Source organism: Arthrobacter sp. zg-Y20 (genome assembly GCF_030142075.1).
GTDB lineage: Bacteria > Actinomycetota > Actinomycetes > Actinomycetales > Micrococcaceae > Arthrobacter_B.
In genome coordinates, this window is sequence record NZ_CP126241.1 from 1568714 (window position 1) to 1579835 (window position 11122).

Here is an 11122-nt window from a genome sequence, read left to right on the forward strand (position 1 = left end):
TTTCCCCTGTCCGCGCGCCATTTAGGCGCTGGGGGGCGGTCTGGGGGAAACTGGAAGCATGTCGCCGTTACTTTCCGCTGAACGCCGCAGCCTTGATGCTTCCATGGAACGGGCAGGTTTCTACCCGACGCTCCTGGCCGATGTGGTCCATGACGCCCTGGACGGCCGCGAACCGCTGTCCCACCTCATCCACTTGGAAACGCACTTTGAGCGCACCGAGGTACACCGCCACATCACCGTGCTGGTCCTGACCGAGGACATGCTGGTAATCACCCACGTGGATGACCAGCAGCTGGATGAAGCCGGCGAGCAGATGATGGCCCAGGTTTCCACCGAGTCCGTACCGGTCACCCAGATCCGGTCCGTGGTGCTGGGTTACATGTACGCCCAGCCGCAGGACTACAAGCCTTCCGACCCGGTCCGTGAAATGACCCTGGCCATAGCCTGGTCCGGCGGCCAGCGGCTGGATATGGGACCTGCGGGATGTGCGGACCCGCAGTGCGAGGCCGACCACGGCTACACCGGCACCATTGCGCAGGAGGACATTGTCCTGCGTGTCAGCGCCGAGGCGGACGGGGCCCAGGCGGTGCAGAACGCCAAGGCCTTCGCCCGTGCCCTGCGCAAGGTCAATACCGACACCACCGCCGCGCCGCGCCCGTTCGACGGCGCCGACTCCCGGCAGCGGATGCCCGGTATCGGCGGCCGCTTCAACCGCGCCCACCCGCAGCGGTAAGCCAGCGGTGTCAGCTTCCACAATCCCTGAGTCCCTGCCCGCAGCACCGGCCTACGGAACCCGTTCGGTTGGCGACGTCCTGACCAGCGCCGCCGCAGTGCTGGGAGTGCCCGGCTACGAGAACCTGCTAAAGCTTCCGGCAGCCCGCCGCGTGTGTGTGGTGATGGTGGACGGGCTGGGTTTGTCCCTGTTGAAAAAGCGCGGTGGACATGCGCCCTTCCTGAAGGGCTTCCTGCCGAAGGCACGGACCCTGAGCGCATCCTTCCCCACCACCACCGTGGCTTCCCTCGCCTCCCTCGGTACCGGACTGCCTCCGGGCCGGCACGGGCTGGTGGGTTATGACGTCCTCGATCCCGGGCAGGACAAAGTGGTCAACATGCTCGGCTCCTGGGATGCCGGGGTGGACCCGCTGCAGTGGCAGCCGTATCCCACTGTTTTGGAAAAGGCCGCCGAGCATGTTTCCGTGGCCACGGTGAGCCTGCCGCGTTTCGCCGATTCCGCGCTGACGCGTGCCGCCCTGCGCGGGGGTACGTTCATTCCGGCCACGGGCGTCCATGCCCGGGTGTCCGCCGCGGTCGACGCCCTTGCCGGCGCCGACCGGATGCTGATGTACCTGTACTGGAACGAACTGGACAAGGCCGGGCACCGTTACGGTGCTGCGTCTTCCGAATGGGGCAACCAGCTCGAGGAACTGGACAGCGCCCTGAAGCGCCTGGTGGCCCGCGTCCCGGCCGGCACCCTGGTGGTGCTGACCGCAGACCACGGCATGGTGGACGTCCCGGTCTCCCAGCGCTTCGACTTCAGCGCGCAGCCGGAACTGGTGGACGGCGTCCGCCATACGGCCGGTGAGCCGCGCATGGTGCACCTTTACCTGGAGCCGGATGCCGCTGAGGGAACCCTGGACCGGCTCAAGACCACATGGCAGGACGCGTACGGTACCCGGGCCTGGATCTTCACGCGTGACGAGGCGGTGCGAGCCGGCTATTTCGGTCCCGAGGTGGACGAGTCCGTGCTGCCGCGCATTGGGGACCTGATGGTTGCCGCGCGCGAGCCGATCGCCCTCTACGACACCCGCCGGGTGGCCGCCTCGGCGCTGGAGGTGAACGGCCAGCACGGGTCCCTGACCCGCGCAGAATGCGAAGTGCCGCTGCTGATCCTGGCTGCCCCTGAACCATCCACCCGCAAGCAGTCCCGGCCGCAGAAGGCACTTGGGTAGAAAGTAGTTATGGCAGAGCTGGTCTTTTTCTCGGGCACCATGGACTGCGGCAAGTCGACGCTTGCCCTGCAGATGGACTACAACCACAGTGCCCGGGGGCGCGGCGGAATACTGTTCAGCCGCAACGACCGGGCGGGGGAATCCATGATTTCCAGCAGGCTGGGCCTGCAGACCCCGGCCGTTGAGGTGCGCGACAGCACCGATTTCTGGGCGGAGGTCCTGCAGTGCCGGGATTCCGGGCACAACGTGGACTACCTCATTTGCGATGAGGCACAGTTCTACAGCGCCGAGCAGGTGGAGCAGCTGGCCTACATCGTGGACGAAATGGACATTGACGTGTTCGCATTCGGTATCACCTCCGATTTCCGGACCCGGTTGTTCCCCGGCTCCCAGCGCCTGGTGGAACTGGCGGACCGGATGGAGGTCCTGCAGGTCCGGGCACTGTGCTGGTGCGGGCGCCGCGCCACCCATAACGCCCGTACTGCGGACGGTGTGATGGTTACTGAGGGGGACCAGGTGGTGGTGGGCGACGTCGAGTCCCGCACCGCCGCCGCGCCCGCTGCTGGCGCGCCGCTGGATGAACCGCTGTTTGAGGACGAACCACTGTTTGACGATATGCCGCTGTTTGACGCCGAGGAGCTGCTCGGCTCCCCGCAGGGCGCCGCGGCTTCGGCTGCCGGCGGGGGAGAGCATGCGGCCCCCGCAGCCGAACCCGCTGTGGGCTATGAGACCCTGTGCCGGCGCCACTATATGCGCCGCGTAACGGCGCAGCAGGCGGCGGCAACGGAAAGCGGAGACACACCGGCGGACGTGTGCTCAGTGGAGCTGAAAACCGGACGGCACCGGCTGGCCTGAGGCGCAAGCGGGGGAAGTTAAGCGGGAGCACCGCCGGGATGGGATCCCGGCGGTGCAAAGAAGATACTGAACGGGCTAGTCGCCCTTGGTGCCGAACACGATCTCGTCCCAGGAAGGGACGGAGGAACGCTTGGGTTTGATGGCACGGCGTTCCGTGCCCTCGCCCTTGGCATCATCCTTACCGGCTTCCGGTTCCCGCTGGCCCCGCCCGCCGTTGGGCAGCCGGTCCCAGGGGAAGTCGCGGCCGGCGTTTTTGCGGGCCGCCGGCTCGGCGGCCGGGGCAGCTGCAGTTTCCTCCGGCGCGTCCTGCTCGGAATCCTCCGCCCCGCTTTCAGCGGCAGCAGCCTCCGGGGAAGCTGGCTCGGCTTCTTCGCGGACGTCCTCGTCCCGCCCGTTGCGGCGGCGGAAGGGGCGGGCCAGCACACTGATTTCGCGTGTTTGGCTGACACCGCCGGGAAGCGTAACGGGGTCAACCGTGTCGTCGGTGTCCGCCGGGTCCATGGCAGGCGCAAGGCTCAGCCGCCCGGTCCGGGGCCGGCGGCCGGCGTCTTCCTCGTCCTCCGGGCGTCCGTCCCGCGGATGCGCGGCAGGAACACTGCCTTTGGCCAGCAGCGCCGCCAGGGCGTCGTCGCCGTCTTCGTCGCTGCCTAGCCGCTGTCCGCGCCGGGTACGCAGCACTTCGAGGATGCTGTCAGTGTCATCGGAGGGTTCCTCCGGACTGCGCTCGGCTTCAAAATCGAAGACTCGGTCTGCGACGGCGGCCAGCCTGCGGGTGGGTACGGGAGTATCCAGGGGTTCCAGTTCGCTCAGGACCTGGGCCCAGCGGTTGGTGTTGGTGACGCTCTTGCGCAGGGGACTGAAGATCCAGCGGGCCGGAGGCTCTTCCCCGACGGCGACGCGCGATTTTTCGGTCAGCTCAAAGCGGGCCACCACGTCCCAGGTTCCGTCCGGACGGCGCCAGGCGTCCCATTCCACGGAGTCGGGATCAACACCGAACGAACGCAGCCGGTGGCGGACCATGTCCCCGAGGTTGACCGGATTCTCGCCGAAGGCGCTGCGGTAGCCATCGTGCGTGGCGGACATGGGGGCGGCGACCTCAACAGCCTGTGCCTGCAGGGCCACGTATTCACGTTCTGCGAGGACCGGGCCTTCGTAGCGGCGGATGTGGGCCAGGTCGTGGCCGGAAAGTGCCGCCACTTCTTCGGCGCTGGCGCCGGACCGGATCCTGGACTGGATGTCCCGCGGGGTCATGCTGGGCCCGGATCCCGAGGAGGGATCGGGCTGCGGTGCGGAACGGTGCGTGGGACGAGAGGCGGCCACGCGGAGGGCTTCGTCGATTCGGAGACGGAAGGTTTCCCCGCCCTTGCCGCTTAACAGCAGATGTTCGCCACCTTCATGGACACCCACCAGCCGTAGATCCTGCATCAAAAAGTCCTCCACCCGATAGCAATTCCTTCTGGAAACAATGCCATCCCCGGCGGCGAAAACCTAAGCTTTGCGCGGGTGTGGCGCATTTCCGGCCGCCCGGCAGCGGTGCCGGGCAGGAGCGGCCGGGAGATCCGGCGGGGGCCGGTTCGCTTTTTGCTTCCCGTTAGGTAAAAATCTCTGCTTTACGGGCACAAAACAGGTATCCGTGGCGTTGATATCTCCGAGTCGCTGACACGGGTCCGGACAGCCGGTCCTGCGCGGGCTCATGCAACGGCGAAACACCACTCAACCGGACGGTGAGATAAGACATTATGGCGACGGATTATGACGCCCCGCGCAAGACCGAAGAGGACACCGGCGAGGAGTCGATCGAAGAGCTGAAAACCCGGCGGACCGACCCGCAGTCGGCCGTCGTGGACGAGGATGAGACGGAAGCAGCCGAAGGCTTCGAGCTTCCCGGCGCCGATCTGTCCAGTGAGGAACTGCTGGTCCGGGTGATGCCTGCGCAGGCTGACGAGTTCACCTGCGCTTCCTGCTTCCTTGTCCGGCACCGGTCACAGATTGCCTTGGAGAAAAACGGAATGTTCTACTGCGTGGACTGCGAAGGATAGAACCGGTTCAGCGGTCCCCGGTGAGTGCAGCAACAAGCTTTTCGGGATGGCGGGTGGAGGTCAGCCAGTACGGGGTCCGGTCTGCCGGGTCGGTGATTTCCATCCGAACCACGGGCGAGATCCAGCCGCGGATGCACATATAGGCGGTGGCGTTCAGGGCCGGCCCGCGCTGCAGGGTGGCGTCTTCGCCGCGGAAAGCCTCCACCTTGCCGATGTAGCGGCGCTCAATCTGCGCCCGCCCCACCTGGAGGGTCTCGGGGGTTACCCGGATCAGCGGGGTGGACACAATGAGCAGCACCGCCATGATGATTGCAGCGACGACGGCGGCGGTGATTCCGGCGAAAAGGCTGATGGGGACAAACACCAGGATGCAGGCCGCGGCAAGGCCGGCGGCAATAAGCCAGATCCAAATCGAGGGGAACAGCCGTTCGGAGTAGAGCACGGCGTTGGGGGTCTTGGCAGCGGGGGATGACATACCCCCAGCTTTTCACCTTTCGCGGGGCATTTCATCCTGCGCCGTGCCGGTGGCTCCGGCCCGGGGTTCGTACAGGAAAACGCGCTAAAGTGAGTGCGTTGGCCCGGGCGGCCCGCTCCATGCAGTGCAGCAGCCCCCGCTGCCGTGGAAAGCAAGACAGAAGACATCCCAAAAGACATCCCAGAACACCTGCCAGTAGACATGGCAGAAAACACGTACGCCGAAGTGAAACCGGAGAAGCTGGTGCAAGGAGCAGGGACACCCCTGGAAGTACAGATCAAGATGCTCGACGACGGGCTGGAACCGCCGTCGTACGCGCATCCGGGCGACGCCGGCGCGGACCTTCGTTCGAGGATCGACTTCACGCTGGCCCCGGGGGAGCGGCTGCTCGTGCCCACCGGCGTCGCGCTGGCGTTGCCGTTCGGCTACGCAGCCTTTGTGCATCCGCGGTCCGGCCTGGCCACCAAGCACGGGCTCAGTATCGTGAACGCACCGGGAACGGTGGACGCCGGCTACCGCGGCGAGATTTCCGTGACCCTGATTAACCTGGACCCGGCCCGTCCGGTTAGCCTGAGCCGCGGCGACAGGATTGCCCAGCTGGTGATCCAGCGCGTGGAAACCGCCCGCTTTGTTCCCGTGGACGAGCTGCCGGACTCCGTCCGCGGCACCGGTGGGTTCGGCTCCACGGGCGGGTTCACGGCCGTACCGGCCTGATCCGGGCGGCCGCACAGCCGCCGAACCGTATCCCGTGCAGCGCGGGCGTTCCGGCAGGGTGTTTTACGCGTACGGCTGCTGCTCCGGCTTTCCGCCGGTGAACCTGCGGACGGGCGCTTTCAAAGACTTCATTTCCCAAGAGACTTGCAGATAAGAGAGAAGGAACCTGGTTATGGCATTTGGCCGTAGGAAAACCAAGGCAGAAGAACCAGCCGGGACAGCCGCTGACAACGGCACGGCCGACGAAGGGACCGGGGATGCCGGAACCGGCGACGCCGGGCAGCCGGGCGGCACGGGGCCCTACGACCTGAGCGAACGCCCCTCCGAGGAGGGGTACATCGACTTGGGTGCGCTCCGGATTGCTGCCTCCCAGGGCCTGCAGCTGCGCCTCGAGGTTGAGGAAAAGACTCAGCGCGTTGTTGCCGTGACACTGGACCTCGAGGGATCCAGCCTGCAGCTCCAAGCCTTTGCCGCACCCCGTTCCGAGACTCTGTGGGATGACATCCGCAGCCAGATCGGCAAGTCCGTGGGTTCGCAGGGCGGAACGGTCGATGAACTGTCCGGCACTTTCGGCACTGAACTTCTGGCCAAGGTACCGGCGCAGGCCCAGGACGGATCCAAGGGGTACCGGGTGGCACGCTTTGTGGGTGTCGACGGACCCCGCTGGTTCCTCCGCGGCGTGTTCGGCGGTCCGGCCGCCATGAACCCGGAAGCGGCCGGTCCGCTGGAGGAGGTCTTCCGGAACGTCGTCGTGGTGCGCGGCGAACAGCCGCTGCCGCCGCGTGACCTGCTGCAGCTGCGCCTGCCGCGCGATGCGTCTCCGCTGCCCCGTCCGGACGCAGGAACCGGAAAGCCCGCTGCGCCCGAGCGCGGCCCCGAAATCACGACGATCGGCTGAGCGTGGGAACTGCTTACGGTTCCACCCGCTGCATCAGCATCACCTCGCTGCCGGAACGCGGGCGCGCCTACTGCCGCGGTTACGTTTCCGCCATCACCGTGGTTCCCGCCACGGAATCTCCGCGGTTTACCGCCGTGCTGGAGGACTTAGCGGCCGAATACCGCGCCGCCGATGCGGGACCGCGCCCAAAGGTCAGCCTGGTCTGGCTGGGGCAGCGCAGGGTGCCGGGGATCGAGGCTGGAACCTACCTCGCTTTTGAGGGCATGGTTTCGGTCATCGACGGCCGGCCCACGATCTTTAATCCGCGATACGAAATCATTGGACGCCCGGAGGCCGACGCATGAGCACACCCGATCCGGACAGTCAGCCGGGCCGTGCCGACAACCAGCAGGGCCGTGCCGACAACCAGCCGGACCTGAACCAGTTGGCTGGCCAGTACGCCGCCCGTGCCGGCGTTGAGCGCCGCAGTGACGGGCAGATTGACGTGCTGAGGTCGGTTGGCGGCGTGCGCGGCCTGGCCGAAGCTATTGTGCCCGGACTCCTTTTTACCCTGCTCTACACGGTGAGCGCGCCGCTGAACGCGGCTCTCGGTGCCGCCGTGGCTGCCGCGGCGGTGTTCTCGGTGGCAAACCTGATCCAGCGCCGCCCGCTGGTGCAGTCACTCACGGGCGTGGCAGGGGTGGCCATCTGCGCCTTCGTGGCGTTGCGCAGCGGCGAGGGGGCCACGTACTTCGTACCCGGTTTCTACCTCAACGGCGCCTATATCCTGGCGTTCCTGGTATCCATCGCGGTGAAGTGGCCGGTGGCAGGGCTGCTGTTTGGTTTCATCCGCGGGGAAAACCTCGAGTGGCGGTCCGTCCCCGTGCGGATGAAGGCCTACACCTGGGCCAGCTGGATCATTGTGTCCGTCTTCGCGCTCCGGCTGGCCGTCCAGCTGCCGCTCTACCTTGCCGACAACGTGGCCGCACTGGGCACCATGCGCCTGGCCATGGGCGTACCCCTCTACGCGCTTGGGCTGTGGCTGGCGTGGGTGGTTTCCCGTCCTGCGGCCATTGTGCCCGCCGACTCCGCGGCGTCCGCGCCGGAGACCCCATCGGGGTCTTCCTCCGACCCGGAGTCCTGAGCCGCGTCCGCTGCACCGGCTGCTGACGCGCCGGTCAGGGCCGCGGGGGAGAGGATGGCCCGCAGTTCGTCCTCCGCGGCAATGGTCGTAATGAAGAAAAGTTCGTCGCCCGGTTCCACGACGTCGTCGCTGCTGGGCGTGATGGGCGCGTCGTCGCGCAGGATGGCCACCACGGTGGAATCCAGCGGCCAGTCGATGGAGCCCAGGGTGCGCCCGGTCAGGTGCGACCCGGTGGGGACAGTGAACTCCACCATGGAGGAGACCCCGGTCTGCAGGGTCAGGAGCCGGACCAAGTCACCGATCTCCACTGCCTCTTCCACCAGGGCGGTCATCAGCCGGGGTGTGTTCACTGCAACGTCCACTCCCCAGGAATCATCGAACATCCAGTCATTCTTGGGGTTGTTGACGCGGCCCACTGTCCGGGCCACCCCGAATTCGCTCTTGGCCAGCAGGGAAACCACCAGGTTCACCTTGTCGTCGCCGGTGGCCGAAACCACGACGTCGGCTTCCTCCAGGCGGGCGTCCTTCAGTGTGGTGAGCTCGCAGGCATCACCGATCAGCCACTGCGCCCCGCGCAGCCCGGTGCGCTCGGCGCACTCGGGCTTCTCATCAATCAGCAGTACTTCATGGCCGTGGGCGAGCAGCTCCTTGGCAATGGATGAGCCCACGCTGCCGGCGCCGGCAATCACAACTTTCACAGGGACTCCTTGATCGGTTCCTTGGACAGGACCTTGCTGATTTCGGCCGTCCGGTCCACGGACATCATGGCGTGCAGGACATCGCCCTGCTGGTAACTGCTGTCGGGGCGGGGGAGGATCCCTTCACCGAACCGGGTCACGTAGGCAATCCGCACACCGGCGGCAGCTTCGATGCTGCCCAGCGAACGGCCCAGCCAGCCCTCGTGCAGGGACAGCTCGCCCAGGATCAACCGGCCCGAGGACTCCCGGAAATCGCCGTTAATGCTCTGTTCGGGCAGGATCCGGCGCAGCACCTGGTCCGCGCTCCAGCGCACGGCGGCAACCGTGGGAATACCGAGCCGCTGGTAGATCTCCGCACGTCCCGGATCGTAGATCCGCGCCACTACATGGCCCACGTGGAAGGTCTCCCGCGCCACGCGGGTGGCCAGGATGTTCGAGTTGTCGCCGCTGGATACTGCGGCAAAGGCGTAGGCCTCCTCGATGCCGGCGGCCTTCAGCGTTTCACGGTCGAAGCCGACGCCGGTCACCTTGCGGCCGGAGAAGCTTTGGCGCAGGCGGCGGAAGGCGCGCTCATCCTGGTCGATGATCGCGACCGAGTGGCCGGCCTCATCCAGGGTATGGGCCAGGCTGACGCCCACGCGCCCGCACCCCATAATCACGTAATGGGCCAACTTGCCCTACCTCGGTTTCAGTCTGGTTCCGGTGTGGTCCGGATTTGTTCGGTTTGGTCCGGTTTGGTCTGTGGTTCCGGCGTGCGTTCGCAGTGACCTGCCCGCACACGTGCGGAAATTGATTCAACGCAAGCTTAGTCCCGTCTCAGCTTCAAATAGCACAGCGCTCCGCTCTCGTGGTGAGATGGGGTTTTAGCCCCTGCAAGGAAGTAAACCTCCCCCCATGACCATTGAACTCACCATCGGTGCTCCGGCCCACGGCGGCCACTTTGTTGCCCGGCACGAAGGGCGCGTCGTTTTTGTCCGGCACGGACTGCCGGGGGAACGGGTTCGGGTGCGTCTCACGGAGTCCGGTCCGGACGCCAAGTTCTGGCGGGCCGACGTCGTTGAGGTGCTGGAGCCCGCCGCCGGCCGCAGGGAACATTTCTGGAAGGAAGCGGACGCGCTGCGTGCTGCGTCACGCGGCAAGCTGCCCGTAGGCGGCGCCGAGTTCGGCCACATCGAGCTTGGGGTCCAGCGGCAGCTGAAGGCGGACATTTTCGCCGAGCAGCTGCGCCGGCTCGGCGGCACCGACCTGGTTCCCGAGGTTGAACCGGCCCTGGAAGAAAGCACCGACGGACTGGGCTGGCGTACCCGTGTCAGTTTCTCGGTGGCGCCCAGCGGCCGGCTGGCCATGCACGCCCACCGCTCGGATGAGCTGATCCCGGTGGAGACCATGCCGCTGGCCACCGCGGACATCAATGCCCTGCAGCTGTGGGAGACGGATTTCACGGGCATGGACCGCGTGGAAGTCGCCGCTCCTGCTGCCGGCGGACAGCCGCTGGTCCTGCTGATCCCCGCACCGGGAACCCATCCGCGGACGCCGGCACGCATTGCCCAGAACCTGCCCGACGGCGTGTCCGTGGCCGCGTGGAACCCGGAAAGCCATGAGCTGACGCGCTTGAAGGGCCGCACCTGGGTGCAGGAAACGGTCCTGGGGCACGACTACCGGGTGACCGGTGCCGGTTTCTGGCAGATCCACCGCTCCGCGCCGGAAACCCTGGCCACCGCCGTATTGGACGGCCTGCAGATCCAGTCCGGCGAATCAGTCGCGGACCTGTACGCCGGTGCCGGGCTGTTCACGGCGCCCCTGGCTGCCGCTGCCGGGGAAGCCGGCAGCGTGCTCTCCATTGAGGGTTCCCCGGGCACCAGCCGGGACGCCCGCAAGAACCTCTTCGCCGCACCACAGGTGCAAATCCGCCAGGGCCGCGTGGACAAGGAGCTGCGCGATGCCGGGAACCTCGACGTCGTCCTCCTGGATCCGCCCCGCGCGGGGGCCGGAAAAACCGTTGTCAGCCAGATCGACGCCGCCGCGCCACGGGTGGTCGGCTACGTCTCCTGCGACCCGGCGTCGTTCTCCCGCGATTTGGGGTATTTCCGCAGCGCGGGCTGGGAACTGGACCGGCTGCGCGTTTTCGACCTCTACCCGCACACCCACCACATGGAGTCCTTCGCCGTGCTGCGAAAGGCCTGAGCGGCCATCGCGCCGGGTCCGCAGGGCCCGGCGCGAAGCCCGTCACGGGGAGTCGTGGCGTATATCTCCTGCGGGCGTCCCTGTAAAGGCTAGGATGGGAGGCAGTTGTCCAGTCCTGCGCCGTAAAGGAAGTTTTCCGCATTGTGGGGGAAACATTTCCGCGGCAGGGGGCCTGTGGGCAGGGAAA

At 66.7% G+C, this 11122-nt stretch carries 12 protein-coding genes and 1 pseudogene; 9 read left to right on the top strand and 4 right to left on the bottom strand.

Annotated elements, in window-relative coordinates; all coding sequences use genetic code 11:
• Positions 1 to 58: 58 nt before the first annotated feature.
• Genes QNO06_RS07485 through QNO06_RS07495 form a run of 3 tightly spaced genes read left to right on the top strand, consistent with a single transcriptional unit; the run spans position 59 to position 2804 of the window.
• Positions 59 to 733, top strand: coding sequence for a DUF5998 family protein (locus QNO06_RS07485; RefSeq protein ID WP_227910930.1), 675 nt, complete (start codon positions 59 to 61; stop codon positions 731 to 733).
• A gap of 7 nt (positions 734 to 740) precedes the next feature.
• Entirely contained in the window at positions 741 to 1949 is a 1209-nt protein-coding gene (locus QNO06_RS07490) for an alkaline phosphatase family protein (protein WP_227910931.1), read from the top strand.
• Positions 1950 to 1958: 9 nt separating this feature from the next.
• The gene (locus tag QNO06_RS07495) at positions 1959 to 2804 is read left to right on the top strand and encodes a thymidine kinase (protein WP_227910932.1); all 846 of its coding nucleotides are present in this window, start codon (positions 1959 to 1961) and stop codon (positions 2802 to 2804) included.
• Positions 2805 to 2879: 75 nt separating this feature from the next.
• On the opposite strand, the gene sepH is transcribed toward QNO06_RS07495, so the two are convergent.
• Positions 2880 to 4229, bottom strand: coding sequence for a septation protein SepH (gene sepH, locus QNO06_RS07500; protein ID WP_227910933.1), 1350 nt, complete (start codon positions 4227 to 4229; stop codon positions 2880 to 2882).
• 314 nt (positions 4230 to 4543) lie between these two features.
• Here sepH and QNO06_RS07505 point away from each other — a divergent pair, with 314 nt between their 5' ends.
• Positions 4544 to 4843: a DUF4193 domain-containing protein gene (locus QNO06_RS07505; RefSeq protein WP_227910934.1), complete on the top strand. Its 300-nt coding sequence runs from the start codon at positions 4544 to 4546 to the stop codon at positions 4841 to 4843.
• 7 nt (positions 4844 to 4850) lie between these two features.
• Here the strand turns inward: QNO06_RS07505 and QNO06_RS07510 are convergent, their stop codons facing one another.
• Positions 4851 to 5318: a DUF3093 domain-containing protein gene (locus QNO06_RS07510; protein WP_227910935.1), complete on the bottom strand. Its 468-nt coding sequence runs from the start codon at positions 5316 to 5318 to the stop codon at positions 4851 to 4853.
• Positions 5319 to 5519: 201 nt separating this feature from the next.
• On the opposite strand from QNO06_RS07510, the gene dut reads away from it, so the two are divergent.
• The 4 genes and pseudogenes from dut to QNO06_RS07530 form a co-directional block, all read left to right on the top strand.
• On the top strand, positions 5520 to 6032 hold the full coding sequence (gene dut / locus QNO06_RS07515) for a dUTP diphosphatase (protein ID WP_227910936.1): 513 nt from the start codon (positions 5520 to 5522) through the stop codon (positions 6030 to 6032).
• 172 nt (positions 6033 to 6204) lie between these two features.
• Entirely contained in the window at positions 6205 to 6930 is a 726-nt protein-coding gene (locus QNO06_RS07520) for a DUF3710 domain-containing protein (protein WP_227910937.1), read from the top strand.
• Between the two features lie 2 nt (positions 6931 to 6932).
• Positions 6933 to 7274: a single stranded DNA-binding domain-containing protein gene (locus QNO06_RS07525; protein ID WP_227910938.1), complete on the top strand. Its 342-nt coding sequence runs from the start codon at positions 6933 to 6935 to the stop codon at positions 7272 to 7274.
• A pseudogene (locus tag QNO06_RS07530) lies at positions 7271 to 7918 on the top strand (DUF3159 domain-containing protein); the annotation flags it as partial. The gene QNO06_RS07525 and the pseudogene QNO06_RS07530, both read left to right, overlap by 4 nt.
• A 14-nt stretch (positions 7919 to 7932) precedes the next feature.
• Here the strand turns inward: QNO06_RS07530 and QNO06_RS07535 are convergent.
• Positions 7933 to 8751 (bottom strand): potassium channel family protein, encoded by an 819-nt coding sequence (locus tag QNO06_RS07535; RefSeq protein ID WP_227910939.1) that lies wholly within the window; start codon positions 8749 to 8751, stop codon positions 7933 to 7935.
• On the bottom strand, positions 8748 to 9422 hold the full coding sequence (locus QNO06_RS07540; protein WP_227910940.1) for a potassium channel family protein: 675 nt from the start codon (positions 9420 to 9422) through the stop codon (positions 8748 to 8750). Before QNO06_RS07540 ends, QNO06_RS07535 begins: the two co-directional genes overlap by 4 nt.
• A 223-nt stretch (positions 9423 to 9645) precedes the next feature.
• Here QNO06_RS07540 and QNO06_RS07545 point away from each other — a divergent pair, with 223 nt between their 5' ends.
• Entirely contained in the window at positions 9646 to 10935 is a 1290-nt protein-coding gene (locus tag QNO06_RS07545) for a class I SAM-dependent RNA methyltransferase (protein ID WP_227910941.1), read from the top strand.
• The last annotated feature ends 187 nt before the right edge of the window (positions 10936 to 11122 follow it).

Excerpts from the sequence above, each read along its gene's own strand:
- QNO06_RS07510 (WP_227910935.1), bottom strand. The coding sequence starts at position 5,318 with ATGTCATCCCCCGCTGCCAAGACCCCCAACGCCGTGCTCTACTCCGAA.
- QNO06_RS07485 (WP_227910930.1), top strand. The coding sequence starts at position 59 with ATGTCGCCGTTACTTTCCGCTGAACGCCGCAGCCTTGATGCTTCCATG.
- QNO06_RS07505 (WP_227910934.1), top strand. The coding sequence starts at position 4,544 with ATGGCGACGGATTATGACGCCCCGCGCAAGACCGAAGAGGACACCGGC.
- QNO06_RS07520 (WP_227910937.1), top strand. The coding sequence starts at position 6,205 with ATGGCATTTGGCCGTAGGAAAACCAAGGCAGAAGAACCAGCCGGGACA.
- sepH (WP_227910933.1), bottom strand. The coding sequence starts at position 4,229 with ATGCAGGATCTACGGCTGGTGGGTGTCCATGAAGGTGGCGAACATCTG.
- dut (WP_227910936.1), top strand. The coding sequence starts at position 5,520 with ATGGCAGAAAACACGTACGCCGAAGTGAAACCGGAGAAGCTGGTGCAA.
- QNO06_RS07495 (WP_227910932.1), top strand. The coding sequence starts at position 1,959 with ATGGCAGAGCTGGTCTTTTTCTCGGGCACCATGGACTGCGGCAAGTCG.
- QNO06_RS07545 (WP_227910941.1), top strand. The coding sequence starts at position 9,646 with ATGACCATTGAACTCACCATCGGTGCTCCGGCCCACGGCGGCCACTTT.